This window comes from Dolomitihabitans soli (assembly GCF_022213955.1).
GTDB classification, from domain to species: Bacteria; Actinomycetota; Actinomycetes; order Streptosporangiales; family Streptosporangiaceae; genus Streptosporangium_A; species Streptosporangium_A soli.
Map to the genome: position 1 here is coordinate 15,930 of NZ_JAKNTW010000043.1, position 24,205 is coordinate 40,134.

23 protein-coding genes are annotated in these 24,205 nt (G+C 71.1%); 16 read left to right on the top strand and 7 right to left on the bottom strand.

What is annotated here, in order from left to right; all coding sequences use genetic code 11:
- Nucleotides 1–3: 3 nt before the first annotated feature.
- Nucleotides 4–1,341, bottom strand: a complete 1,338-nt coding sequence (locus MBA17_RS45480; protein ID WP_238504980.1) for a nicotinate phosphoribosyltransferase — start codon at nt 1,339–1,341, stop codon at nt 4–6.
- A gap of 46 nt (nt 1,342–1,387) precedes the next feature.
- Between MBA17_RS45480 and clpS the strand changes: the two genes are divergently transcribed.
- The 5 genes from clpS to MBA17_RS45505 all read left to right on the top strand — a co-directional run bounded on the left by clpS (nt 1,388) and on the right by MBA17_RS45505 (nt 4,133).
- Nucleotides 1,388–1,678: an ATP-dependent Clp protease adapter ClpS gene (gene clpS / locus MBA17_RS45485; protein WP_238504826.1), complete on the top strand. Its 291-nt coding sequence runs from the start codon at nt 1,388–1,390 to the stop codon at nt 1,676–1,678.
- Nucleotides 1,675–2,205, top strand: a complete 531-nt coding sequence (locus MBA17_RS45490; protein WP_238504827.1) for a DUF2017 domain-containing protein — start codon at nt 1,675–1,677, stop codon at nt 2,203–2,205. The genes clpS and MBA17_RS45490 overlap by 4 nt, the downstream gene beginning before the upstream one ends.
- A 9-nt stretch (nt 2,206–2,214) precedes the next feature.
- The gene (locus tag MBA17_RS45495) at nt 2,215–2,622 is read left to right on the top strand and encodes a M67 family metallopeptidase (RefSeq protein ID WP_238504828.1); all 408 of its coding nucleotides are present in this window, start codon (nt 2,215–2,217) and stop codon (nt 2,620–2,622) included.
- 230 nt (nt 2,623–2,852) lie between these two features.
- A complete protein-coding gene (locus MBA17_RS45500) occupies nt 2,853–3,125 on the top strand; it encodes a MoaD/ThiS family protein (RefSeq protein ID WP_238504829.1) in 273 nt (90 codons plus the stop codon).
- A gap of 60 nt (nt 3,126–3,185) precedes the next feature.
- Entirely contained in the window at nt 3,186–4,133 is a 948-nt protein-coding gene (locus MBA17_RS45505) for a PLP-dependent cysteine synthase family protein (protein ID WP_238504830.1), read from the top strand.
- 78 nt (nt 4,134–4,211) lie between these two features.
- Here the strand turns inward: MBA17_RS45505 and MBA17_RS45510 are convergent, their stop codons facing one another.
- On the bottom strand, nt 4,212–5,669 hold the full coding sequence (locus MBA17_RS45510; protein WP_238504982.1) for a DUF3352 domain-containing protein: 1,458 nt from the start codon (nt 5,667–5,669) through the stop codon (nt 4,212–4,214).
- Between the two features lie 63 nt (nt 5,670–5,732).
- Here MBA17_RS45510 and MBA17_RS45515 point away from each other — a divergent pair, with 63 nt between their 5' ends.
- From MBA17_RS45515 to MBA17_RS45560, 10 genes are all read left to right on the top strand, one after another.
- Nucleotides 5,733–6,056, top strand: a complete 324-nt coding sequence (locus MBA17_RS45515; RefSeq protein WP_238504988.1) for a hypothetical protein — start codon at nt 5,733–5,735, stop codon at nt 6,054–6,056.
- Nucleotides 6,057–6,294: 238 nt separating this feature from the next.
- Entirely contained in the window at nt 6,295–7,086 is a 792-nt protein-coding gene (locus MBA17_RS45520) for a thioesterase family protein (RefSeq protein WP_238504831.1), read from the top strand.
- Between the two features lie 72 nt (nt 7,087–7,158).
- Nucleotides 7,159–8,013 (top strand): glutamate racemase, encoded by an 855-nt coding sequence (gene murI, locus MBA17_RS45525; RefSeq protein WP_238504832.1) that lies wholly within the window; start codon nt 7,159–7,161, stop codon nt 8,011–8,013.
- A complete protein-coding gene (locus MBA17_RS45530) occupies nt 8,010–8,762 on the top strand; it encodes an MBL fold metallo-hydrolase (RefSeq protein ID WP_238504833.1) in 753 nt (250 codons plus the stop codon). The genes murI and MBA17_RS45530 overlap by 4 nt, the downstream gene beginning before the upstream one ends.
- Nucleotides 8,763–8,767: 5 nt before the next feature.
- Nucleotides 8,768–9,484 carry a ribonuclease PH gene (gene rph, locus MBA17_RS45535; RefSeq protein ID WP_238504834.1) on the top strand — a complete coding sequence of 239 codons (717 nt, stop codon included), beginning with the start codon at nt 8,768–8,770 and terminating at the stop codon, nt 9,482–9,484.
- Nucleotides 9,481–10,080: an RdgB/HAM1 family non-canonical purine NTP pyrophosphatase gene (gene rdgB, locus MBA17_RS45540; protein ID WP_238504835.1), complete on the top strand. Its 600-nt coding sequence runs from the start codon at nt 9,481–9,483 to the stop codon at nt 10,078–10,080. Before rph ends, rdgB begins: the two co-directional genes overlap by 4 nt.
- A 47-nt stretch (nt 10,081–10,127) precedes the next feature.
- On the top strand, nt 10,128–11,801 hold the full coding sequence (locus MBA17_RS45545; protein WP_238504836.1) for a molybdopterin-dependent oxidoreductase: 1,674 nt from the start codon (nt 10,128–10,130) through the stop codon (nt 11,799–11,801).
- Nucleotides 11,802–11,840: 39 nt separating this feature from the next.
- Nucleotides 11,841–13,046 (top strand): S8 family serine peptidase, encoded by a 1,206-nt coding sequence (locus MBA17_RS45550; RefSeq protein WP_238504837.1) that lies wholly within the window; start codon nt 11,841–11,843, stop codon nt 13,044–13,046.
- 81 nt (nt 13,047–13,127) lie between these two features.
- On the top strand, nt 13,128–15,695 hold the full coding sequence (locus tag MBA17_RS45555) for a serine/threonine protein kinase (RefSeq protein WP_238504838.1): 2,568 nt from the start codon (nt 13,128–13,130) through the stop codon (nt 15,693–15,695).
- A gap of 77 nt (nt 15,696–15,772) precedes the next feature.
- A complete protein-coding gene (locus MBA17_RS45560) occupies nt 15,773–16,123 on the top strand; it encodes a YbaB/EbfC family nucleoid-associated protein (RefSeq protein WP_238504839.1) in 351 nt (116 codons plus the stop codon).
- 225 nt (nt 16,124–16,348) lie between these two features.
- Here MBA17_RS45560 and MBA17_RS45565 read toward each other — a convergent pair whose 3' ends face one another.
- From MBA17_RS45565 to eccCa, 5 genes are all read right to left on the bottom strand, one after another.
- On the bottom strand, nt 16,349–17,281 hold the full coding sequence (locus tag MBA17_RS45565; RefSeq protein ID WP_238504840.1) for a WXG100-like domain-containing protein: 933 nt from the start codon (nt 17,279–17,281) through the stop codon (nt 16,349–16,351).
- Nucleotides 17,278–17,679 carry a hypothetical protein gene (locus tag MBA17_RS45570; protein ID WP_238504841.1) on the bottom strand — a complete coding sequence of 134 codons (402 nt, stop codon included), beginning with the start codon at nt 17,677–17,679 and terminating at the stop codon, nt 17,278–17,280. Before MBA17_RS45570 ends, MBA17_RS45565 begins: the two co-directional genes overlap by 4 nt.
- Nucleotides 17,680–17,755: 76 nt before the next feature.
- Complete coding sequence (locus tag MBA17_RS45575; RefSeq protein WP_238504842.1) at nt 17,756–18,859, bottom strand: transglycosylase SLT domain-containing protein; 1,104 nt, start codon at nt 18,857–18,859, stop codon at nt 17,756–17,758.
- Nucleotides 18,856–19,143, bottom strand: coding sequence for a hypothetical protein (locus MBA17_RS45580; protein WP_238504843.1), 288 nt, complete (start codon nt 19,141–19,143; stop codon nt 18,856–18,858). The genes MBA17_RS45575 and MBA17_RS45580 overlap by 4 nt, the downstream gene beginning before the upstream one ends.
- Complete coding sequence (gene eccCa / locus MBA17_RS45585) at nt 19,140–23,129, bottom strand: type VII secretion protein EccCa (RefSeq protein ID WP_238504844.1); 3,990 nt, start codon at nt 23,127–23,129, stop codon at nt 19,140–19,142. Before eccCa ends, MBA17_RS45580 begins: the two co-directional genes overlap by 4 nt.
- A 132-nt stretch (nt 23,130–23,261) precedes the next feature.
- Here eccCa and MBA17_RS45590 point away from each other — a divergent pair, with 132 nt between their 5' ends.
- Complete coding sequence (locus MBA17_RS45590; protein ID WP_238504845.1) at nt 23,262–24,197, top strand: M23 family metallopeptidase; 936 nt, start codon at nt 23,262–23,264, stop codon at nt 24,195–24,197.
- Nucleotides 24,198–24,205 lie beyond the last annotated feature (8 nt).

A 24,205-nucleotide genomic window follows, 5' to 3' on the forward strand; every position in this document is an offset into this window, starting at 1 on the left:
ATCCTAAGCGCCGCCGAAGACCGTGGGGATGGCGGCGTAGCCGCGAGAGAGATGGTGGGCGTCGGGCGGGAGCTCGGCGAGGCCCGCCACGCGGCGCTTCCTGGCGGTGTCCAGCGGTTCCCTGCCGACGACCTGTCCGTCCCTGATCAGTTCGGTGAGCAGCGGCCGGTGGGTGACTCCTGGTCCGCCTTCGCCGTTGGCGTGCAGACGGGTGGCGGCGCGCACGGCGTCGGGGCCGGCGGAGACGACGAGTTCGGCGACGGCGCGCCCGTCGGTGTCCAGGCGGCGGAAGGACTCCTTGCGGCCGCCGCGGCTCGGCTTGCCCACCGAACGCTTGGCCACCGGCTGAAGCACGCCGCCGGCGTCCTGCCTGGCCACGAGCTTGTAGACGAGGGCGGCCGTGGGCACCCCGGACCCGGTCACGAGGGAGGTGCCCACCCCGTAGCCGTCGACGGGAGCCGCCGCCAGGGCCGCGATCGAGTACTCGTCGAGGTCGCCGGTGACCAGGATCCGGGTGTCGTGCGCGCCGAGGGAGTCGAGGAGTGCGCGGACCTCCACGGCGGCGATCGCGAGGTCGCCCGAGTCGATCCTGACGGCTCCCAGCCCGGGCCCGGCCAGTTCCACGGCGGTGCGCACCGCCGTGGCCACGTCGTAGGTGTCGACGAGCAGGGTGGTGCCGCGGCCGAGCGAGTCGAGCTGGGCCGCGAACGCCTCGGGCTCGCCGTCGTGCACCAGGGTGAAGGCGTGGGCGCTGGTGCCCGCGGTCGGCACGCCGTACAGGTGTCTGGCCATGAGGTTGGAGCTGGCGGTGAAGCCGCCGAGGTAGGCGGCGCGGGCGGCGGCGACGGCGGCCATCTCGTGGGTGCGGCGCGAGCCCATCTCGATGATCGGGCGCGAGCCCGCGGCGTCGGTCATCCGGGTGGCGGTGGCGGCGATGGCGCAGTCATGGTTGAGGATGGAGAGCACCACGGTCTCCAGCAGCACGCCCTCGGCGAAGGGGGCCTCCACGACCATGATGGGGGAGCCGGGGAAGAAGCAGTCGCCCTCGCGGTAGCCGTACACGTCGCCGGAGAACCGGTAGCCGGCGAGGTAGTCGAGGGTCGCCTCGTCCACGATCCGCTGTTCGCGGAGGAAGTCGAGCTCCGGCGGGCGGAACCTGAACCGCTCGATGGCGTCGAGCACTCTGTCCACACCCGCGACCACGCCGTACCGCCGTCCGCCGGGCAGATGGCGGGCGAAGACCTCGAAGACGACACGCCGGGCGGCGGCCCCGCTGCGCAGGGCGGCCTGGAGCATCGTCAGCTCATAGTGATCAGTCAGCAACGCGCTGCTCATGGGCATCTCCACGAGTCGAAGACTACGGCCGAGGTAGGGCAGACTGGGGGATGTGCCTAGCACTGCTCCAATCCAGGTCGAGCGTCCGGCGACGGACGTTCGCCCCGATCTGCCATGGCTGACGATCGTCTGGAACGACCCGGTCAACCTCATGTCATACGTGACGTACGTCTTCCAGACGGTGTTCGGATATTCGAGGGAGAAGGCCGAGAAACTGATGATGGACGTGCACCACAAGGGGAAGGCGGTGGTGTCGAACGGCGCGCGTGAGGAGATGGAGCGCGATGTCCAGATCCTCCACTCCTATGGCCTGTGGGCGACCGTCCAGCGGGATTCGGCATGAGCACGGGGTTCGCCTCGGCGCGCGACGGTGGTGTGGTGGCCGAGTTCGACCCGGCCGAGGTGTCGATCCTGCGTTCGCTGGTGGAGATGCTGCTGGGCATCGTCGAGCCGGGCGAGACGGGCGACGACCCGCTGGAGCGCGCGCTGGGCATCGGCTCGGGCACCTCGCGGCTGCCCGCCGATCCGGTGCTGGCCCGGCTGTTCCCCTCGGCGTACGAGGACGAGGAGCAGGCCACGGAGTTCCGCCGCTACACCGAGGCCAGCCTGCGCGACGCCAAGCGGGCCGACGCGCAGACCATGCTGGACACCGCTGACTCGGGACGGGTCGAGCTGTCCCCCGAGCAGGCGCAGGCGTGGATGCGCTCGCTGAACGACGTACGGCTGGCGCTGGGCACCCGGCTGGAGGTCACCGAGGAGATCCACGATGAGATCGCCGAGATGTCGGAGGACGACCCCCGCTACCCGGCCTTCGTGACCTACGACTGGTTGACCTACCTCCAGGACACCCTCGTCAGGGCTCTTTGGTAGCTTCCAGGCATGCTGACGATCGCGCGTGACCTGGTAGACAAAATGGTCGCCCACGCCCGGGCCGATCACCCCGACGAGGCGTGCGGCGTGATCGCCGGGCCGGTGGGATCCGACCGCCCCGAGCGGTTCATCGCGATGGAGAACGCCGAGCGCTCCCCGACGTTCTACCGCTTCGACTCGATGGAGCAACTGCGGGTCTGGCGTGAGATGGACGACCGTGACGAGGAGCCGGTGGTGATCTACCACTCGCACACGGCGACCGAGGCGTATCCCTCGCGCACCGACATCGGCTACGCCGCCGAGCCGAACGCCCACTACGTGCTCGTCTCGACCAAGGAGGCGGATGACGTGGAGTTCCGTTCGTACCGCATTCTCGACGGGGTGGTCACAGAGGAAGAGGTCACGGTCATTCAGTAAGCTGACACTGTGCCGACTTTCGACCGGAATGCGGGTCCCGCGAGTGCCTTCGGCCAGCGTGGCCGCGACGGGTCGGTGGCTGCCCCCGTGCAGAGTTTCCTCTTCGCCCACACTCCCTGGGTCATCGTCTACGACTGTCCCGGCCACTGAGCCAGGAACACTCCCGCACCCGGCCGTGTTGCCACCGGACGGGTGCCCCGACGACGTACTGATCAAGGAGATCGATCGCGATGGCCATCGAAGTTCGTATTCCGACCATCCTGCGGACCTACACCGACGGAGCCAAGGCCGTGGAGGGTCAGGGTGGCACGCTTGCGCAGCTGATCGGCGATCTGGAGGCGCGTCACCCGGGCCTGAAGGAGCGCCTGGTCGACAAGGGAGCGCTGCGCAGGTTCGTCAACGTCTACCTCAACGACGAGGACGTCCGCTTCCTCGGCGGGCTGGAGACCCCGGTCGCCGACGGCGACACGGTGACCGTGCTGCCCGCCGTGGCCGGTGGCTGACCCTGCTCCCCGTCCCGGAGCGCCGATCACGCTCCGGGACCCGTCCCGTGACGAGGCGACATGCGTTTTGACTCTCTGATCGACTCCGTGGGGGGCACTCCGCTGGTCGGCCTGCCCCGCCTTTCCCCCGCGGACGACGTGCGGATCTGGGCCAAGCTGGAAGACCGCAACCCCACCGGTTCGATCAAGGACAGGCCCGCCCTGTGGATGGTCGAGCAGGCGGAGAAGGACGGCCTGCTCGCACCCGGCTGCACGATCCTGGAGCCGACCTCGGGCAACACCGGCATCTCGCTGGCGATGGCGGCCCGGCTCAAGGGCTACAAGCTGATCTGCGTGATGCCGGAGAACACCTCCGACGAACGCCGGCAACTGCTGCGCATGTGGGGCGCGGAGGTCATCTCCTCGCCGGCGGCGGGCGGCTCCAACGAGGCCGTCCGGGTGGCCAAGGGCCTGGCGGCCGAGCATCCCGACTGGGTGATGCTCTACCAGTACGGCAACCCGGCCAACTGGCGCTCCCACTACGAGTCCACCGGCCCGGAGATCCTTGCGGACCTGCCCACGATCACCCATTTCGTCGCGGGTCTCGGCACCACGGGCACCCTGATGGGAGTGGGGCGCTTCCTGCGCGAGCACGTCGCCGGGGTCCAGATCGTCGCGGCCGAGCCGCGTTACGGCGAGCTGGTGTACGGCCTGCGCAACGTGGACGAGGGTTTCATCCCCGAGTTGTACGACCCGACGGTGCTGACCACCAGGTTCTCCGTGGGCTCGGCCGACGCGCTGAAGCGGACCCGCGAACTGCTCGCCGCCGAGGGCATCTTCGCGGGCGTCTCCACGGGGGCGGCGCTGCACGCGGCGCTCGGGGTGGCGGCCAAGGCGGTCAAGGCGGGCAGCCGGGCGGACGTGGTCTTCGTGGTCGCGGACGGCGGCTGGAAGTATCTCTCCACCGGCGCCTACGAGGGCACGCTGGACGAGGCGGAGGAACGCCTCGAAGGCCAGCTCTGGGCCTAGCGGTCGCCGACCGAGGAGGCCCGGAAAAGCGGGAACCCCCGCCACCTGGCCGGTGGCGGGGGGTTCTCGTTCCGCTGATCAGTTGAACAGGACGCGCAGCGAGAAGCTGGCCTCGGCGCCCGCCTGCTTGCCGCTGAAACCGACGGCACGGAGCGCCTGAAGGTTCTGCCGGTTCTCGCCCTGCACACTCTGCAGGTAGAGCTTCTCCGCCTTGTCGAGGTCGACGAAGAGCGCGAAAGTGGACGAGTCGGCGTCGGGGACGGCGGTCTGGAAGGTCTCGCTCTCGCCGAGCGTGCCGGCCTCGGACAGCTGCTGGGCGTACTCCTGGCTGCTGGCGACCGCGAGGACGCCGTCGCCCGCGACCTTGCCGAGCTGCGGGGCGCCCGTGCCCTGCGAGGCGAGCAGCTTCTCGATCTTGCCCAGCACCTCCTGGCCCTTGGCGGGGTCGGTGACGATGCGGGCGCCGATCTTCGGCGTGGACCCGGTGAGGCCGTTCTCGTCCACGGCGACCGTGAGGTTCTCGCCGAGGAGGGTGACCACGTCCTGCGGGATGCTCAGCCCGGACTGCTGGGCGCCGGTGATGAACTGCTGGATCGTGGGGTCGCTGCCCGACATCTTGTTGATCTGGGCCCACTGCTTGGAGAACATCTCGCCGAGCCCCGAGATCGACAGGGCGCCGATGGTCGAGGCGGGCAGGTCGGCGATCCTGGCGGCCGCCGGGTCGCCCGCGTTCAGCGCCTGGGCGCCGCGTGCGAGGCCGGCCAGTTCGACGTAGCTGCCGTCGAAGCGGAGGGCGCCGGCGAAGCGCAGGCCGGCGAGCTGCTTGAGGGCCTCGGGGTCCTGTCCGGCGGTCATCGCCGGGGCAAGCTTGGTGATCTTGTCCAGGTCGCCCCAGAAGGAGAGCACACCCTGCTCGCCGACCGAGTCGATGTCACCGGTGAAGTCGGGGTTCTCGGCGAGCGTCGGCCCCTGGGCGTACTTGTCGGCCTCGGCCTGCGTCTGGGAGATCAGCGCGTAGTCGTCGCGGAAGGCGATGCCGAGCTTCTCCTGGCCCATGAGCTTGGCGAGACCGGCGCGGGCCTGCTCCTGGTCGGTCACCTGGACCGCGGCCACGAAGCCCGGCTCGTCGGCGCCCTGCGCCGGGGGAAGGGCGGCGAAGCCGAGACGCGAGCCGAGCCACGGCTCGACGTCCTTGGCGAAGTCGATCTCGCCCACCGCGCCCTGCTTCTTGAGCGAGTCGAACAGCGCCTTGCGCGGGTCGTCGCCGGCGAAGGCGTCCTTGGTGGCCTGGAACTTCCTGGCGATGGTGAACAGCGCGACCTTCTGGTTGGCCGCGGGGTCGAGGTCGACGCGCAGGTAACCGATGGCGGCGGCCGGCAGCACCTCGTGCGGCTGGGCGCCGGCGCCGCTCAGCAGGCTGGCCGCGTAGACGCCGCCGCCGCCGATCAGCGCGACGATGAGGGCGGCGATGCCGGCGATGATCCAGCTGCGCTTGCCCTTGCCGCCGCCGGACTGGGCGGGGGCGGAGCCCATCATCTCGGGGCCGGTCGACCAGGACGGCTGCTGCTGGCCGTAGGGCTGCTGGCCGTACTGCTGGCCGTGCTGGTCCTGGCCCTGGTCGTAGCTTCTGGTCTGCTCGTAGCCGCCGGGCTGCTGCTGGCCGTAGCCGGACTGGCCGGTGGGCTGCGCGCCGTAGGGCTGCTGCTGGCCGTACTGGGGCTGCTGGGGCTGCTGGCCGTACTGGGGCTGCTGACCGTAGCCCTGCTGGCCGTACTGCTGGCCGGTGGGCTGGGAGCCGTACGGCTGCTGCTGGGGCTGCTGGGGCTGCTGACCGTAGCCCTGCTGGCCGGTCTGTGGCGGGTAAGGCTGCTGGTGGGAAGGTCGATAGGCGATGGTCCGCTGTGGGTCCTGGTCACCAGGTGAAGGGGGACCTGGGGGATTGTTGGCAGACATACTCACTCACATTGTGGATTCTTTGGGTTGTACAGAAGTTAGTGCACGTTGGTAGCGGTTGACTTGCATCGAACTAACTACGGGATACACGCGTCTAACGTCGGATACGGCGCTTTCGGTGTTTGACGTGGGGTGCCGCCGCTCACCTGGGAGAGCGGCACGGTAAAGTACTCCCACTAGAATTTAGTTCGGTCAATGAGGGGCGCGGATGACCAAGTTCGACGAGGCGACGCAGGCCATCCGGGTGGACGAGACCACCTATGACGTGTGCCTGGACGACGGATACGGCATCGGCGGCCCGCTGAACGGCGGCTATCTCACGGCGGTGATCCTGCGCGCCGCCGTGGACGCCTCGCCGCACGAGCACCCCGTCTCCACCAGCACCCAGTTCCTGCGTTCCCCGGCCCCGGGACCGGCCAAAGTCCTCCTGGAACCCCTCAAGGCGGGCCGTACCACCGCCGTGACCAGGGCCACCCTCGTGCGTGACGACGTCGCCTACCTCGACACGCTGATCACCACCGCGACCCTCGGCGACGTCGCGCCCGACTGGACCGGGGAGCCGCCCGCGGCCATGCCCCCGCTCGACGACTGCCGGTCGCTCCCCGCGCCCAAGCCCGAGTCGAACATGACGCTCAACGCGCGGATGGATCTCCGCTTCGATCCCCCCACGATCGGCTGGCTGAACGGCGAACCGACCGGCCGCCCCGAGTCGCGCGCCTACTTCCGGCTCGCCGAGCCCCAGGATCCCGATCCGTACGTCCTCGCCCTGGCCGTCGACTGCCTCCCGCCGGTCGTCTTCTCCGCGGGCGCCCGCGGCTGGGCCCCGACCGTCGAGCTCACCTGGCACCTGCGCGCCCTGCCCGCCCCCGGCTGGCTCACCCTCTACGGCAGCGGACGGCTCATCGGCGACGGCTGGTTCGACGAGGACGTCGAGGTGTGGGACTCGACCGGCCGCCTCGTCGCCCAATGCCGCCAGCTCGCCCGGCTCGGCAGGGGCTGACCGGAGACGCGCCGCGCAGTGTGAGGATTATTACGCTGATCGGCCCGCGGACGTCGCCTAACCTTGGGAACCGTGTCCGGAGAGAGCATTGGGATCTTCGATAGCGGGGTCGGCGGGCTGACGGTCGCCCGGGCGATCATCGATCAGCTGCCACATGAGTCGATCTTCTACGTGGCCGACGACGCCCGCCAGCCGTACGGGCCGCGGCGGATCGCGGAGGTTCGCTCGTTCGCGCTGGAGGTGCTGGACCACCTCGTCGAGCACGATGTGAAGATGCTGGTCATCGCGTGCAACAGCGCCAGCGCCGCCGTATTGCGGGATGCCAGGGAACGCTACGACGTCCCCGTCGTCGAGGTGATCCAGCCCGCCGCCCGGCGTGCCGTACGGGCCACGCGCAACGGGCGGGTCGGGGTGATCGCGACGCACGCCACCATCGAGTCGATGGCGTACGACGACGCGTTCGCGGCCGCGCCGCACGTGCGGCTGACGGGCGTCGCGGCGCCCCGGCTGGTGGAGTTCGTCGAGCGCGGCGAGACGATGAGCGAGGAGCTCATCGACGTCGTCAGGGCCTATCTGCGGCCGGTGCTCGACGCCGGCTGCGACACGCTGATCCTCGGGTGCACCCACTATCCGCTGCTGACGGGCGCGATCTCCTACGTGGTGGGCGACGCGGTGACACTCGTGTCCAGCGCGGAGGAGACGGCGAAGGACGTCTACCGCATCCTGCACGACCGGGGGCTGGCCGGCGACGGCGTCGAGCCCAGGCACCGGTTCAGGGCGACCGGTGACGCCGCGCTGTTCGGCCGGCTGGGGCGCAGGTTCCTCGGTCCGGAGATCGGGGCGGTCGAGCTCGCCGAGCTCGTCGTCACGGGGGATGTTTCGGGAAACGGAGTGCGCCACGCTCCGGATAGGAGACCGCCGCCATGAAGCTGACCGTCATCGGATGCTCGGGAAGCTTTCCGGGTCCGGACAGCCCGTCGTCCTGTTATCTGCTGGAGGCCGAGGGATTCCGGTTGCTGCTCGATTTCGGCAGCGGCGCCCTCGGCGCCCTGCAACGCCACATCGGCCTCTACGACGTGGACGCGATCTGCCTGTCGCACCTGCACGCCGACCACTGCCTCGACATGTGCCCCTACCACGTGGTGCGCACCTACTCCCCGGACGGCCCGCTCCCCACCATCCCCGTGCACGCCCCGAAGGACGCCCCCGGGCGCCTCGCCGCCGCGTACGGCATGCCGCAGGAACGCGGTCTAGAGGGCTCCTTCGACTTCGTGCGGCTGACGTCCGGCGTGCGGGAGATCGGCCCGTTCGAGGTGACCGCCGCGCTGATGAACCATCCGGTGGAGACCTATGGCTTCCGGGTGTCGCACGCCGGTCGCTCGATCGCCTACTCGGCGGACACGGGCGAGTCGGCCGAACTGGTGAGGCTGGCCGAGGGCGCGGACGTGCTGCTGTGCGAGGCGTCCTTCCTCGACGGGCCCGACCTGCCCGCCGATCTGCACCTGACGGGCCGCCAGGCGGCCGAGCACGCCGCCGCGGCGGGCGTGGACACGCTGGTGCTCACCCACCTGGTCCCGTGGTTCGACCCGGCGCAGATCCTCCGCGACGCGCGGCGCGGCGGGTTCGGCGGCCGCATCGAGCTGGCACGTGCCGGAGCCGCATATCCCCTAGGCTGAACCGTATGGCTCGCGCAGACGGACGTACCCCGGACCAGCTTCGGCCGGTCACCATCACCCGCAACTGGCTGGCCCACGCCGAGGGTTCGGTGCTGGTCGAGTTCGGCGGCACCAAGGTCCTCTGCGCCGCCTCGGTGCAGGACAGCGTGCCCAGGTGGCGCCGGGGGAGCGGGCTCGGCTGGATCACGGCCGAATACTCCATGCTTCCCCGCGCGACCAACACCCGCTCCGACCGCGAGTCGATCAAGGGCAAGATCGGCGGCCGGACCCACGAGATCTCCCGCCTGATCGGCCGCTCCCTGCGCGCCTGCGTCGACTACAAGGCGCTCGGCGAGAATTCCGTGATCCTCGACTGCGACGTGCTCCAGGCCGACGGCGGCACCAGGACCGCGGCCATCACCGGCGCCTATGTCGCGCTCGCCGACGCGGTGGCGTGGATGCGCAAGCGCCGCATGTGCCCCGGCGACCCGCTGGTCGGCTCGGTGGCCGCGGTGTCGGTCGGGGTCGTCGGCGCCGCGCCGATGCTCGACCTCTGCTACACCGAGGACGTCGCCGCCGAGACCGACATGAACGTGGTCATGACCGGTGCGGGCGACTTCGTCGAGGTGCAGGGCACCGCCGAGGGCACGCCGTTCGACCGGGCGCTGCTCGACCGGCTGCTCGACCTCGCGGCCGGCGGCTGCGTCGACCTCACCGAGATCCAGCGGAAGGCACTGGCGTGACCAGGCTCGTCCTCGCCACCCGCAACCCGGGCAAGCTCGCCGAGCTGCGGCGCATCCTGGCCGAGGCCGCGCCGGCCGTCGAGCTGGTCAGCCTGCTGGAGTTCCCCGAGATCGGCGAGGTCGCCGAGACCGGTCTCACCTTCGAGGCGAACGCGCTGCTCAAGGCGCACGCGATCGCCCAGGCCACCGGGCTGCCCGCGGTCGCCGACGACTCCGGTCTCTGCGTCGACGCGCTGAACGGCATGCCGGGCGTCCTGTCCGCGCGCTGGGCGGGCACACACGGCGACGACCTGGCCAATCTCAATCTGCTGCTCGCCCAGATCTCCGACGTGCCTCCGCCGGCCAGGGGCGCGCACTTCGCCTGCGCCGCCGCGCTGGCCCTGCCCGCGGGCGAGGAGGTCGTCGTCCAGGGCACGCTGCCCGGTGCGGTCATCGACAAGCCGCGCGGCGTCAACGGGTTCGGCTACGATCCGATCTTCGTGCCCGAGGGCGAGACCCGCACGACCGCGGAGCTGTCCGCGCAGGAGAAGGACGCGATCAGCCACCGCGGCCGGGCCTTCCGCGCGCTGGCTCCGGCCGTCGCCGAACTTCTGTAACCATCGCGTAAGATCCACCTGGCTCGCGAGGGCGTAGCGTCTGTCTCGTGGAGAACTACGAGGGACGCCCTTCCGTCCCGTCCTGGGCCGTGGCACTGGCAGGCTTCGTCTCGGGCGCGGTAGCGCTGGGCGTCGCCCAGCTCGGCGCCGGAGTGATCAACGACGCGGCGTTCCCCGTGGTCGCGGTGGGGAACGCGATGGTCGACGTCTCGCCCCCGCCGCTGAAGGACTTCGCGATCCGCACCTTCGGTGAGAACGACAAGGTCGTGGTGATCGCGGGCCTGTTCGTCGTGCTGGCCCTCGTCTCCGCGGCCTTCGGGCTCCTCGCCCGCCGCAGACTCTGGTACGGCATGGCCGGGCTGGGCGCCTTCGGCGTGGTCGGCCTGCTGGCCGTGCTCACCCGGCCGGGGGCGAGCGCCCTCGACGTCCTCCCCACGCTGCTCGGCGTGGCGGCGGGCGCGTGGACCCTGTCCCTCCTGATGCGCAGGATGCTGGTCGTGGCGGCGCCGGTCGAGTCCGACTCCGCGGAGCCTGCTCCTGCGGAATCCGGCTCCCCTGATTCCCTGTCCACGGAGCCCGGGGACGCCTCCGTCGTGGAGCCCGTCGTGGAGCCCGAGCGGCCGGTCGTGATGCGGGCCGGGCGGGAGCCGCGGACGTTCGACCGGCGGGCGCTGCTCGTCGGCGCCACGGGCGGCCTGGTGGCCGCGGGCCTCGGCGGGGTGGCCGGCCGGGTGCTGGCGGGCCGCAAACAGGTCGACGCCGCCCGGATGAGCATGGCGCTCCCACGGCCCGCGGTGCCCGCCCAGCCGCTGCCCGCCGGGGCCGACCTGCGGATCAAGGGCCTGTCGCCGTTCGTGACGCCGAACGCCGACTTCTATCGGGTGGACACCGCGTTCATCCTGCCGCAGGTCGACCCGGAGACCTGGAAGCTGAAGATCCACGGGATGGTCGACAAGCCGCTCGAGATCTCCTTCGCCGAGCTGGTCAAACGCCCGATGCACGAAGCCGACATCACCCTGACCTGTGTCTCCAACGAGGTCGGCGGGCCGTATGCCGGGAACGCCCGCTGGCTCGGGGTGCGCATGGCCGACGTGCTGCGCGAGGCGGGCGTGCAGCCGGGCGCCGACATGCTGCTCAGCACCTCGGCGGACGGCTGGACCTGCGGTACCCCCCTCGACGTCGTGATGGACGGCCGCGAGGCGCTGTTCGCGATCGCGATGAACGGCGAGACGCTGTCGGTGGAGCACGGCTTCCCGGTGCGGCAGGTCGTGCCGGGACTGTACGGCTACGTCTCGGCGACCAAATGGGTGGTCGACATCAAGGTCACCAGGTTCGACAAGGACGTCGCCTACTGGACCCCCAAGGGCTGGTCCGCGAAGGGGCCGATCAAGACGCAGTCGCGCATCGACGTCCCCAGTGCGGGCGCCTCGGTCCCCGCCGGCCGGACGATCGTCGCCGGGGTTGCCTGGGCGCAGCACCGCGGGATCGACGCCGTGGAAGTACGCGTCGACCAGGGCGGGTGGACGGTGGCCCGGCTGGCCGCCGTGCCGAACATCGACACCTGGCGGCAGTGGTCCGCCGAGGTCGACCTGCCGGCGGGCGCGCACACGATCGAGGTCCGGGCCACGGACGCGGCCGGCGACACCCAGACCGCCTCGCTCGCCCCGCCCGCGCCCGACGGCGCCACCGGGTACCACTCGATCACGATTGACGCCGCCTGACCGCTATGCTGCGGCCTGTTCCTTGAGGGGAGGCCCGCAGTGATCGGTCGGGGACTGGCGGCGGTCCTGCTGGCGCTGATCGTCATGAGCGCCATGCCGGCGGCATGGGCGAGCGCGCCGGCGGCGGGGGCGAGCGCGCCGGTGTCAGGGGTGAGCGCGCCGGAGAAGTGCACGCCGCAGCGGGGGTCGACCACGGTCCGTGAGTCGTGGGCGCAGCGGCGGCTCGACTTCAGCCGGGTGTGGCCGCTGACCAAGGGCGCGGGCGTGTCCGTCGCGGTCATCGACAGCGGTGTGGACGCGCGGCATCCGCAGCTCAGGGTCGCCAAGGAGATCGACCTGACCAACACGGGGAAGCGTGACTGCGTCGGCCACGGGACCGCCGTGGCGGGGATCATCGCGGGCGGCCACTTCAAGGACATCCCGTTCCTCGGGGTCGCCCCGGAGGCACGGCTCATCTCGATCAAGCAGAGCAACGAGGAGCAGGGCGACGTGGGCGTGCTCGCCCGGGCGATCGTGGAGGCCACCAAGCAGGGCGCCAAAGTGATCAACGTCTCGGTGCAGGCGTCCAACCACTCCGATCTGAAGGCGGCCGTGGAGTACGCCCTGGCCAGCGACGTGGTGGTCGTCGCGGCGGCGGGGAACGTGCGCAAGGAGGACGGCACTCCCGCCCCCGCCTTTCCCGCCGCCTACCCGGGCGTGCTCTCCGTCGGCTCCGCCGCGCCCGACGGCAAGCGGGCCGACTCCTCCAACGCCACCACTCCCGTGTCCGTTCTCGCCCCCGGTCAAGGCATCACCAGCACCTGGACCGGCATGACCTATCGCGAGGACCTCGACGGCACCAGCTTCGCCGCGCCGTACGTGACGGGGGTGGTCGCGCTGGTGCGGGCCCGCTACCCCGAGCTGAACAACGTGCGCGTACGGCGGCGCATCGAGCTGACCAGCGACGGCGGCAGGGGAGCGGGCACCGGCGCCGGCATGATCAATCCGCTGCTCGCGGTGACCGCGCTGCTGCCCTCGGAGATCGTGGCGGTGGCGCCGCCGGTGCCCGAGCCGCTGCCCGCGGGGGCCGTCAGCAAGGCCGAGGCCGGCGACGAGCGGGTGGTCAACGCTTCGGCCATGATCGCGATTGGTGCGATCAGCGCCGCCGGTTTGGTGGCGGTGGGCGGGGTGGTGATCCCGATGGGACGGCGCAGAGGGTGGCGGCCGGGACGGCGAGTTGTCCAACGGCCAACGAACATTGACTAAACCACTGATGCGGAAGTGGCGTTTTTGGTTAGATGGTGATAGATCATGTTTTTTTGGGTGTAAGGCGTTGGAAGGGGTGCGATGGGGGACAATAGCCCGTTGCAGCCGGGTGACCCGGAGCAGGTCGAGGACTACGAGATCCTCGGGCGTGTCGGCGAGGGTTCACGAGGTGTCGTCTATCTGGGCCGGCGGTCCGCTGACGAGCCGATCCGGGCGATCAAGCTGCTGGAGTCCCGGCCGGGCGCGGGCACCGCGGCCGGGGAACGGCTCGTCCGCCGCATCAGCCTGGCGAAACGGGTCTCCACGTCCTACGCCGCCAGGCTGCTCTCGGCCGGCTGGACGGAGGATCGGCCCCATCTCATCCGCGAGTACGTGGAAGGCCGCTCACTGCACCAGGTCGTGGCGGAGGACGGCCCGCTGACCGGTGACGCGCTCGAACGGGTCGCCGTGGGCACGCTCACCGCGCTGACCTCCATCCGGCTGGCCGGGATCGCCCACCGCGGCTTCACCCCGCACAACGTGCTGCTCGGCGTCGACGGCCCCCGGGTCTGCGACATCGGCATCGACCCCGAGACGGGCGCGCCCGGCATCGAGCACGGTTACCGTTCGCCCGAGCAGGTCAGGGGCGAGCCCTCCGGCCCGTCCACCGACGTGTTCTCCTGGGCCGCCACGATGGTCTACGCGGCCACCGGCCTGAGCCCGTTCGGCGGCGACGCCGAGGAGATCCTGCAGGGCAGGCCGCAACTCGGCGAGACCCCGCAGCCGTTGCGCCGGATCGTCGTCGCCTGCCTGGCCAGGGAGATCGCCCAGCGCCCCACCGCGCAGATGGCGATGCTCCAGCTCCTCGCCGGCGGCACGGCGGACAAGCTCGTCGCCTCCTCCTCTCCCGCCCCCCACAAGACCACCGCCGGTCCCGTCCCGCCCGAGGGCGCGGAGCAGCCCTCCGCGGTCACCGTGGTCGGTCCCGTCTCGTCCGAGGGCGCGCAGCAGCCGTCCGCGGTCGGCGCCGTCGGGCCCGAGGCCGCTCGTCCCGGGCCCGAAACGGGTTCCGGTGAAGCCGCCGATCCCGCGCCCGGTGCCGGTTCTGTTCCCGCTGGTCCTGTTCCCGCCGGGGCCGTGCGCCCGGGAGCGGGTTCCGTCGAGGTTCCCGCTCAGGGACCTGTTCCCGCCGAGGCCGCGAACGCCGTGAACGCCGCGTCCGGGGTGGGTGCCGGCGAGGTTCCCGCTCCGGGACCTGGTCCTGTTCGTGCCGAGGCCGCTGACCCCGGTCCTGGGGTGGGTGCCGGCCCGGGACCCCGCGCCGAGGGCGTTCCGGGGGTGCCCGAGCTGGGCCCCGTGGGTCACGACCCGGTGACCATGCCGCTGAACACCCACCCCGGCATGCCGATGTACGGCCCGCCGCCGCCCCCGCTGGGCGGACCTCAGGGGCCGCCGCAGGGACCCCCGATGTACCAGGGGCCGCCCGGGCCGCCGCCGCAGGGATGGTCTCCGCAGCTGGGGCCGCCCCCGCCGCACGGGCTTCCGCAGGGCCCGCCCCCGGACGGATCGGCCTGGTCCGGGCCGGGAGAGCCCATCAAGCCGCAGGTGTGGACCGTACCGGCGATCCCCAGTCAGACGCCGCCCGCAGGACCCGCCCAGCAGAAGCCGCAGGGCCCGCAGCAGGGGCAGTTCCGGCAGCAGGGCTTCGCGCAGCCGCACGCCCCGTCCGCGCCCCGCAAGCAGGGCGGGAGCTTCCCCGTCGGGCTGGCCGCAGGCGTGGGCGTCGTCATCCTGCTCTCGGGCGTGGGGCTGTGGGCGGCCGGCAACTACGTCACGATGCAGCCCGTCTCCCAGGTCGCGGCCCAGAACCCCATCCCGGTGCCGTCCGCCACCGACCCCATCCCCGTTCCCGGTGTCACGGAGTCGCCGCAGCCGCAGGTCACCGTGCCGTGGGCGACGGCGTCGGGCCCCGAGGAGGCGGACGTCCGCCCGCTCGAACTGCCCACCGAGTCGCCCGATGGGCCGGTGATCCCGACGGTCACCGCCGTGCCCACCCCGCCGCCGCTGCCGCCCGTCCAGAACACGCAGCCCGCCCAGCCGACGCGTACGGCCCAGCCCACGCGTAAGCCGAGCACCCAGCCGACCCGTACCCAGCAGCCTCGTACCCAGCAGCCCAAGCCGACGCAGAAGGAGACGCAGGAGCCGAAGGAGACGCAGCCGCCGAAGGAGACGCAGCCGACCAAGGAGCCGGAGCCGACCAAGGAGCCGGCACCCGAGCCGACCCGGTCGCAGCCCAGGAGCGCCCCGACGACCAAGCCGCCCGCGCCCGCGTCGAACCCCTACACGCCGCAGCAGGTGTGCAACTCGGGCGGTCATGGTTCGGGCTTCTACATCCAGCGGTCGAGCCCCTTCAGCGGCGGGCAGACCTACCAGCTCTACAGCGCGAGCTCCGGCTACAACTGCGTGGTCACCATGAAGACCGGCGACCTCAGCAAGAAGACCAACCTGCATGCCAGCGTGGAGGCGCAGGGCGGTGGGCAGGACAGCGACAGCGGCTCCTACCAGTACTACGCCGGGCCGGCCATGGTCTCGGCCAAGGGCAAGTGCGTGAAGTACTCCGGTGGCGGCGCCGGTGGCAGCACCGGCGGCGACTGGGCCAACTGCGGCTGAGCCGGTCGCCGTTAGAGACGGGCTGACGCGGGAAGTAAGGTCGCCGGGAGAGAGGGCGGCGACGGAGGGGAGCGATCATGGCGGGGGCGCACGAGCGGGTCACGCCGACGGGAGACCCGGAGCTGGACAGGATGTTGTCGGCTCTGGGCGAGCAGACGGCGAGGTTCGAGAAGGTCGGCCGTGACCTCGCGGAGACGCGTGGCACCGGTGAGGCGGCGGGCGGGCAGGTGGTCGTCGAGGTCTGCGCCGACGGGTCGCTGAAGGACCTGCGCATCGACCCCCGCGCCATGCGCCTGGGTTCGGCGGCGCTGGCTGAGGCGATCCTGGGGGCGGCCAGAGCGGCTCAGCAGGACGTGGCGGGCCGGGCCAACCAGCTCATGGAACCGCTGGTCGGCGAGGCCCTGTGGGATGTGCCGCCCGAGCAGTGACAGCCGCCCCGCCGGCCGGGACGTACGTCGGCCCGTGCCGAAGGGGCGGCGGCGTCGTACCCGTACGCCGGGTTTGCTGAGGGCACGTGGTCGGGCCGCGGGCCGGAGGTTCCGGTGGCGGGGCGTGGTGGTCGGGCCGAGGAGCGGCCGGGCGGGGCGTGGTGGTCGGGCCGAGGGCCGAGGGCCGAGGAGTGGCCGGGCGGTGAGGTCCGCCGGTGGGACGGGTCAGATCGAGGGGCGGGTCGTGCGGGAGCCGTGCGCGATGAGTTTGCTGATCATCTGTTCCCAGGTCGGCAGCGGATCGCCCGCCATGCCCTGCTGGAGGTTGTCCACGACGGTGTAGGTGGTCGAGCCCGCCATCCTGGACAGGAAGTCGCCGAAGCGGTTGACGGGGAAGAGCCGGCCTGCCGGTCCCAGCTTGGTGAGGTCCCAGACCCCATCGAAGGCCATGTTGGCGGCGAAGCCCCGCAGGAACTGCACGGAGTTCTCGCCGGTGCCGGTGACGTCGTTGCCCGTCAGGTCCCTCCGCACCCCTGAGGCGGAGTAGACGCCCCACTGCAGGATCTGCTGGCCGCCCGCGTAGCCGATGCTGTCGAGCGTGTAGTAGAAGGACTTCTGCAGAATCTTCTCGACCTGCATCCGGAAGATCCTCTTCGCGACCCAGGCCCGCTGCTTGAAGAACCTGTCCATGATCTGCTTCTGTACGGCGGCGCTGATCCCCGCGGTGGCCCACCCCCACGCGATGGTGAACATGATGTTCACCCACGCCTGTATGGCCAGCACGATCAGCACGTGCCTGATCGTCTCGATGGTCTCCGCGTAGGTCCGGCACGCCTCGGCGACCCGGCGGCAGTGGGCGGACACCGTGCCCGGGTACGGGGCGAAGGTGCCGGTCCACATCTTCCTGAACGCCTCGACCCCCGGCCCTGCGTTCTTCGTCCAGACCCGGGAGGCGGCGCCGTCGGCGCCCACAAGACTCTGGTCGATCTTCTGGGCGAGCCCGTCCCAGATGTCGGCCGCCCGGCGAAGCTTGTCCGGATCACCCTCCGGCCACTGTACGGCGAGCATCGCGGTGACGAACGTCCCGGCCGCCGTACCGCCACCGACCATGGCCGACCGCACGGGGTGGGCCTTGATGAAGGAGGTGGCGCGGCTCATCCGACCTGGGCCTGGGTCTCCACGCCGGGCACGCCGCCCCGCACCGCGCCCACCATGCCGACGACCGTGGCCCAGTTGGCTCCCTGGAGGTTGGCTCCCATGATCGCGATGTTCTCGCCGATCTCAAGGTAGGCGCCGCCGATGGACTGGACGTGCTTCTCGGCCTCCGCCGTGGCCGCGCGGTAGCCGTTGGTGCCGTCGGCGCCCTGGTAGAAGGTCTGCCCGTCCTCGTCGGCGCCCCAGAAGGCGCCGAGCGCGGTCAGTTCCTCGATCGCGCCCGAGAGCGCCTCCATGAGGGTGGTGTGCTCCCCGTGGAACTCGCCCTCGCGCCGCACCATGCCCGCTGGGCTCACGTCGAGGGGCAGTCTCATCGGGGCGGGGTCGTGTGGCCTGGCCATGTTGGCCTCCTCTGCGAATCCGATGATCCGGAGAGTAGGCAGCCGCTGCTACCGCCGTGTTAACAGCCGGTTCAGATCAGTAACCCACGTAGCCCGTGCCGTTCTTGTAACCGACCACCCCCGGAATGTTGGAGACCGATCCGTAGCGGTCGATGGCGTAGCGCACCCCGGCGAGGATGTTGTCCACCGGGTTGTAGATGTCTCCGTGCCCGGGGAGCGCCCACCGGTTGAACGTCGGGTCGATGGTCTGCATCAGGCCCTTGGAGGGGATGCCGGCCTCGGCGTTGGAGTCCCAGTTGTTGATCGCGTTCGGGTTCCCGTTCGACTCGTGCCGGATGGCCAGCCAGATGTCGTCCGGGTCCATGTCGTCCGCCGAGTACCCCTTGGCCTCCAGGATCTTGATCGCCTCCGCGATCCAGGCGGCGACCTGGTCGTCGGGTGCGCGTACCCCGCCGGTCGGCGGCGGGCCGCTGGAGCCGTACCCCGCCCCGCCCCCGTTGGCCCCGCCCCCGTTGGTGGGGGGCGCCGCGGTGCCGCCCTCCGCGGGCGGGACCGGGATCCACTCGAAGGGCTTGCCGGAGCCGGGCAGGAAGGACTGGTCGCCGGCGATGGGGATGGCGCTGAAACGCTGGGGCATCTCGCCGACGCGCTTGGCGATGGCCGTCTGGGCGTTGCTCACGGCCAGTTCCACGGCCGGCAGGTGTTCCTTGGCCTGGCCGACCGCGTCCTTGACGAGGTTGGCGAGACCGGGCCGCAGCTCTTCCTCGGTGGCGCCGGGATTGGCGTTCCGGTGGCCGTCAGCCGCGGAGATCAGGGTGACGCAGATGCCGCGGATGGCCGTCTTCGCCGTCTCCAGCGCGCCCGCGGCGGTTTCGAGCGACGTCGCGCAGTCGGCCAGGGCGCCCGAGAGGGCGTCGCTCGCCTTGCCGTACTTGCCCATGTAGGTGACGAACGCGTCGGCGGAGGCGCCGTTCCACGCGGTGTCCACGCCGCGCACCGACGCGCCGACGTAGCCGAGGTGCTCGACGGCCGAGCCGGCGGTCGTGCGCCAGCGGGTGGCGATGCCGCGGATCGTCTCGGGTTCGCCGCTGACCTTCTCCAGCACGGCCAGCAGGTCGCTGCCGCCTGGTAACGCGCCGATCGTGACACTGTCGTCCGAGGCTTCGTCGGAGGCGCTCATATCCGCACGTCCTCGACCGAGCGGATGTTGCCGTACACCGTGTCCAGGGCGCGTTCGACGCCGCCCAGCTTGCTGCCGGCCGCCGTGAGCTCGTCGTCGATGGCGTCCTCGATGCCGTTGACGGCGGTGGCGAGCGTGGCGGAGCTGTCCAGCTTGCCGAAGAGGGAGGAGGCGACGTCCGCGTGCGGGTAGTCGTCGGCCAGCCCGCTGAGGTTTCCCCCACGGGTGCTGACGGAGCTGCGCAGCCGGTTGAGGGCTTCCAGGCTGAAGTCGAGGGTGCTCATCTCTCATCTCCGGTGGGTGTCTCGGATTCGGTCTGCGCCGGCAGATGCGCGGTCTGCACCAGGCGCGAGCCGTACCTCCTGTCGGTGAAATAGCCTCGTCCCGGCGGCAGCGGATGCGGCCGGACGCCGAACAGGACGCCCTCGTCCTTGTGGCCCGACAGGATGACCGCCGGGGACGCCATGTCCTTGAGCCGTTGCATCACCGGGTCGAACAGCGCGCGTCCCGCCCCGCCCATCGCCCGGGCGAGCACGACGTGCAGGCCGATGTCGCGGGCCTGCGGCAGCAGGTCGAGCAGCGGGGCGAGCGGGTTGGAGCCGGTGGAGACCAGGTCGTAGTCGTCGACGATGACGTAGATGTCGGAGCCCTTCCACCAGCTTCGCGACCTGAGCTGCTCGGGCGTGAGGTCGCCGGGCGGGAGCCGCTGGATGAGCGACTGGCACAACTCCTTGATGAAGTCACCGGCGGCGGTGCTGGACGCGGCGTAGCCGATGCGGTGCTCGGTGTAGGCCGCGTCCAGCAGGGCCCGCCGGTAGTCGATGACGACCAGCCGCGCCTCCTGCGGCGTGTGCCTGGCCACGACGGACTCCGCCACCAGCCGGAGCAGGTTGGACTTGCCGCTCTCGTTGTCGCCGATGACGACCAGGTGCGGGTCGGCGTCGAAGTCGGCGGTCACCGGGGAGAGCGTGGCCTCGTCGATCCCGATCGGGATGCGCGTGCCGGTCTGCTCGGGCCCCGGGAGGGTCTCCGCGGGCAGTACGGCCGGCAGCAGCCGTACGCGGGGGGCGAGCGGCCCCTGCCATGCCTCGGCGACTCCGTCGACCATGCTCCTGACCCCCACCGACAGGTCGTCGGCCTGGTGCAGGCCGTCGATGCGGGGCAGCGCGCCGAGGAAGTGCAGGCCGTCCCTGGTCAGGCCGCGGCCGGGGAACCCCTCGGGGACGGCGCTCGCGGCCTTCCTGTTGACCTCCGACTCGTAGGTGTCGCCGAGGCGCAGCTCCAGCCGGGAGCCGAACAGGTCGCGGATCGCCGCGCGGAACTCCGACCACTTGTTGGTGGCGGCGATGACGTGGATGCCGTAGCCGAGCCCGCGCGCCGCGAGATCGGTGATGGTGGGCTCCAACGTCTCGAAGTCCTGGCGGATGGTCAGCCACCCGTCGACGATCAGGAAGACGTCGCCGAAGTCGTCCCCGGCGATGGTCCCGTCGGCGACCTGGCGGCGGTAGGTGGCGATGGAGTCGATGCCGCGTTCGGCGAACTCCCGCTCGCGTTGCTGCAGCAGGCCCGACACCTCGGCGACGGTGCGGCGCACGCGGTCGCTGTCGAGCCGGTTGGCCACGCCGCCCACGTGCGGCATGCCCTCCAGCGAGACCAGCGAGCCGCCGCCGAAGTCCAGGCAGTAGAACTGAACCTCGCGGGGGGTGTGGGTCAGGGCGAGCCCGGAGATCAGCGTGCGCAGCAGGGTGCTCTTCCCGCTCTGCGGCGAGCCGACCAGGCCGAGGTGGCCCGCCGCGCCGGACAGGTCGACCCAGAGCGGGTCCCTGCGCTGGTCGAAAGGCCGGTCCACGATGCCGAGCACGGCGTGCAGCCGTCCTCTGCCGTCCCAGCTCGCGGTGGTCAGGCCGTGCTTCGGGCTGATGCTCAGCGGCGGGAGCAGGGCGTTCAGCGGCGGCGACTCGGCGAGGGGCGGCAGCCAGATCCGGTGCGCGGGGGGTCCCTGGCCGTCGAGCTGGCGGACCACGAGATCGAGCAGGTTGTCCCTGCTGGACTCGATGGGCGCGGGCTCCTCCTGCTCGGAGGGCGGGGTCAGGTCGGGCACCAGGGCGGGGCTGTACGCCACGATCTGCCGTTGTTCCGACGGGCCGCGGCGCTCGGGGCGTTGCTCGTGCGTGTAGGAGCCGGAGACGTAGGCCGCCTTGAACCTGGTCATTCCCGTGGTGTCGAACTTGAGGTAGCCGTTGCCGGGGGCGGAGGGCAGCTCGTAGGCGTCGGTGACGCCGAGCACGACCCGGCTCTCCATCGCCGAGAAGGTGCGCAGGCCGATCCGGTAGGACAGGTGGGTGTCGAGCCCGCGCAGCCGGCCCTCCTCCAGACGCTGGGAGGCCAGCAGCAGGTGCACGCCCAGCGAACGGCCCAGCCGCCCGATCATCACGAACAGTTCGATGAACTCGGGCTTGGCCGACAGCAGCTCGCTGAACTCGTCGAGGACCACGAACAGGGTGGGCATCGGGGCCAGCGACGCGCCCTGTTCCCTGGCCCGCTCGTAGTCGCGCAGCGAGGCGTAGTTGCCCGAGGACCGCAGGAGTTCCTGGCGCCGCACCATCTCGCCGTGCAGCGCGGCGTACATGCGGTCGACCAGCGGGAGCTCGTCCTCCAGGTTGGTGATCACCGCGGAGACGTGCGGGAGCGAGTCGAGGCCGAGGAAGGTCGCGCCGCCCTTGAAGTCGACGAGCACCAGGTTCAGGATCTCCGACGAGTGGGTGAGCGCCAGGCCGAGGACCAGGGTGCGCAGCAGTTCGCTCTTGCCCGATCCGGTGGCGCCGATGATCAGCCCGTGCGGTCCCATGCCGCCCTGCGCCGACTCCTTGATGTCCAGTTCCACCATGCGGCCGTCGGCGCCGAGCCCGATCGGCACCCGCAGCCGGTTGCGCGGCGCCCGTGAGCGCCACAGCGCCTGGGTGTCCAGTTTGCGGGGGTCGCCGACGCCGATCAGGTCGGTGAGGGTGGTGTTCGCGGCGAGCACGTCCTGGGTGTCGCCGCCCTTGGAGGTGGAGGCGCGCAGCGGCGCCAACTGCCTGGCCAGCCCTTCGGCCTTCGGGAAGGAGAGCCGGTCCGGACGGCCGAGCGTGGTCGCGAGCTCCTTGCCCGCGTGGTCCATCTTGATCCGGCTGAAGGACTCATCGCTCACCCGGAGCCGCAGCGTCACCTGCTCGTCGGCCGGGGTCGCCGTCCCGGTGAGGTCGATGACCGTGACCCCCTCGATCGCGTCGGCGCCGAGCTGCGAGTCCTGCGGCACGTGCCCGCCATCGATGATCACCACGTGGTACGGCATGGCCTCGGCCGACGCGCCCGGCTTGAAGCGCGCCCGGTCCTTCAGCTCGCCGCCGAGCAGTTTGTCCAGATCGCTTAGGTTGTCGGACATGAGCCTGACCGGCCCGGCCGCGTCGGTCTGCTCCGGGTGCAGGGCGTGCGGCAGCCACTTCACCCAGTCCCAGTGCGCCATCCACTCCTTGCTCGCGCACACGGCCACCCGCATGTCGTCGGGGGAGTGGAAGACGGTGAGCTGCCCGATCATCGCCCGGACCAGGTCGCGAACCGCGGCCGGGTCACCGGACGGCAGGATCCGCGCGAACGAGTGCAGGGCGATGGCGATCGGCAACTCGTCCACCGTGGAGTGGGCCCGGACGAAGCGCCGCAACGCCCCGGCCGCCATCGCGTCGAGGTCCTCCACGGGCTTGGAGTCGGGCGGAACCAGCTGTACGGCGAGCCGCTGGGTGCCGGTGCCGACCCTGACCGTGCCGAAGTCGTCGTCCCTGGCTCGCCGTTCCCACAGGCGCGGGCCGAGGGCGAGGCACCACAGGGAGTCGGGTTCCGGGCCGCTCCAGCGCAGCGCCTCCCGCTGGCCGCGGGCGGCTCGCCGTACCTTTTTCCTGATCTGGGAGAGGTAGCGGAAGTAGTCGCGCCGCAGGCCGTTCAGGCGTTGCTTGCGTTCGCCGGAGGTACGGCCGAGCTGGCCCAGCGTCATGCCGATCATGGAGAAGGCGAACATGCCGCTGGCGACGTACATGATCGGGTTGGCGTTGCCGCCGGCGGTGAACATCAGGCCCATGGCGGCGCCGCCCGCCACCATCGGCAGATAGGTGAGCACCTGCATGAAGCCGGCCGGGCTGGGTTCGGGCACTTCCGGGGGTGACTCCAGCAGGATTTCGCCACGCGGCGGCGCCGGAGGGGGGCGGCGCTCCGGACGCCGGACCACGACTATGCCCACTTCACTCCACATGTCCGCTAATCAGGGTTATGTCCCGTCCCGACACACCGTATCGAAACGCGCCGGCTCGACTGGTGAACACTACGGAAACGATCTAGACATTTCGGTTGGGATAGTGCGAGTCTTCCGCGCATGCATATTCTCGCTGCTCTCTCCCTCGGCGTGTCGTCACTCGCCGGAGCAGGTCTCGCCGGCACCGGTGAAGCCGCCGCCGCGGCGCCGGCCTTCCAGATGCCGTTCCCCTGCAACCAGACCTGGACCGGCACCACCTCGAGCTCCGCGCACCGGACCAACTGGGAGATCGACTTCAACCGGGGCGGCTCGCCCAACGGCGACCTGGGCGACACGGTCGTCGCCGCCGCCGCGGGCACGGTCGTGATGTCGGAGCACCGAGGCAGCAAGGACGGCTTCGGCAACGTCATCAAGATCAGGCACTCGGGCGGGCTCGACACCGTCTACGCGCACCTCAACAGCCGCAGCGTGGGCGCCGGCGCCACCGTACGGCAGGGGCAGACGATCGGCACGGTCGGCAGGACCACCAAGCCGTCGCGTAAGGGCATGATCGCGCACCTGCACTACGAGGTCCGGGCCTCCACCGGTTCCTGGCCGGGCAACGTCCGGCCCGCCACGTTCGCGGGCCGGCGGTTCGGCTACCCGTCCGGCTCCGCCACCTCCAAGAACTGCGGTGGCGGCACCCCCCCGGTCACGAACCCCACCCCCACCCCCAAGCCCAACCCCAACGTCAATCCGCACACTCCGGAGAAGGTCTGCGGCTCCGGCTACAAGCGGATCGACTCCGCCTCCCTCAGCGGGGCGGGCACCGTCTACCTCCTCTACAGCGCCGCGGCGGGCAAGAACTGCGTGGCCACCATGAAGGCCACCTCGATCGGCAAGGCGTCGCCCGTGAGCGCCTACCTGCAGGTGCAGGGGAAGGCCCAAGCCGGCGACTCGGGTAACTTCAGTTACTACGCCGGGCCGGTCCGCGCGTCCGCCGTCAAGGTCTGCGTCAAATGGGGCGGGTCGATCGGTTCCGCGAAGTACGACAGCCCGCTCGAACACTGCGACTGACCCCTGCG

What these genes read in the sequence shown, in the direction of transcription:
- MBA17_RS45480 (WP_238504980.1), bottom strand. Translation starts at nt 1,341, where the DNA reads ATGCCCATGAGCAGCGCGTTGCTGACTGATCACTATGAGCTGACGATG.
- MBA17_RS45490 (WP_238504827.1), top strand. Translation starts at nt 1,675, where the DNA reads ATGAGCACGGGGTTCGCCTCGGCGCGCGACGGTGGTGTGGTGGCCGAG.
- MBA17_RS45495 (WP_238504828.1), top strand. Translation starts at nt 2,215, where the DNA reads ATGCTGACGATCGCGCGTGACCTGGTAGACAAAATGGTCGCCCACGCC.
- MBA17_RS45500 (WP_238504829.1), top strand. Translation starts at nt 2,853, where the DNA reads ATGGCCATCGAAGTTCGTATTCCGACCATCCTGCGGACCTACACCGAC.
- MBA17_RS45505 (WP_238504830.1), top strand. Translation starts at nt 3,186, where the DNA reads ATGCGTTTTGACTCTCTGATCGACTCCGTGGGGGGCACTCCGCTGGTC.
- MBA17_RS45510 (WP_238504982.1), bottom strand. Translation starts at nt 5,669, where the DNA reads ATGATGGGCTCCGCCCCCGCCCAGTCCGGCGGCGGCAAGGGCAAGCGC.
- MBA17_RS45520 (WP_238504831.1), top strand. Translation starts at nt 6,295, where the DNA reads ATGACCAAGTTCGACGAGGCGACGCAGGCCATCCGGGTGGACGAGACC.
- MBA17_RS45530 (WP_238504833.1), top strand. Translation starts at nt 8,010, where the DNA reads ATGAAGCTGACCGTCATCGGATGCTCGGGAAGCTTTCCGGGTCCGGAC.
- rph (WP_238504834.1), top strand. Translation starts at nt 8,768, where the DNA reads ATGGCTCGCGCAGACGGACGTACCCCGGACCAGCTTCGGCCGGTCACC.
- MBA17_RS45555 (WP_238504838.1), top strand. Translation starts at nt 13,128, where the DNA reads ATGGGGGACAATAGCCCGTTGCAGCCGGGTGACCCGGAGCAGGTCGAG.
- MBA17_RS45560 (WP_238504839.1), top strand. Translation starts at nt 15,773, where the DNA reads ATGGCGGGGGCGCACGAGCGGGTCACGCCGACGGGAGACCCGGAGCTG.
- MBA17_RS45565 (WP_238504840.1), bottom strand. Translation starts at nt 17,281, where the DNA reads ATGAGCCGCGCCACCTCCTTCATCAAGGCCCACCCCGTGCGGTCGGCC.
- MBA17_RS45570 (WP_238504841.1), bottom strand. Translation starts at nt 17,679, where the DNA reads ATGGCCAGGCCACACGACCCCGCCCCGATGAGACTGCCCCTCGACGTG.
- MBA17_RS45575 (WP_238504842.1), bottom strand. Translation starts at nt 18,859, where the DNA reads ATGAGCGCCTCCGACGAAGCCTCGGACGACAGTGTCACGATCGGCGCG.
- MBA17_RS45580 (WP_238504843.1), bottom strand. Translation starts at nt 19,143, where the DNA reads ATGAGCACCCTCGACTTCAGCCTGGAAGCCCTCAACCGGCTGCGCAGC.
- MBA17_RS45590 (WP_238504845.1), top strand. Translation starts at nt 23,262, where the DNA reads ATGCATATTCTCGCTGCTCTCTCCCTCGGCGTGTCGTCACTCGCCGGA.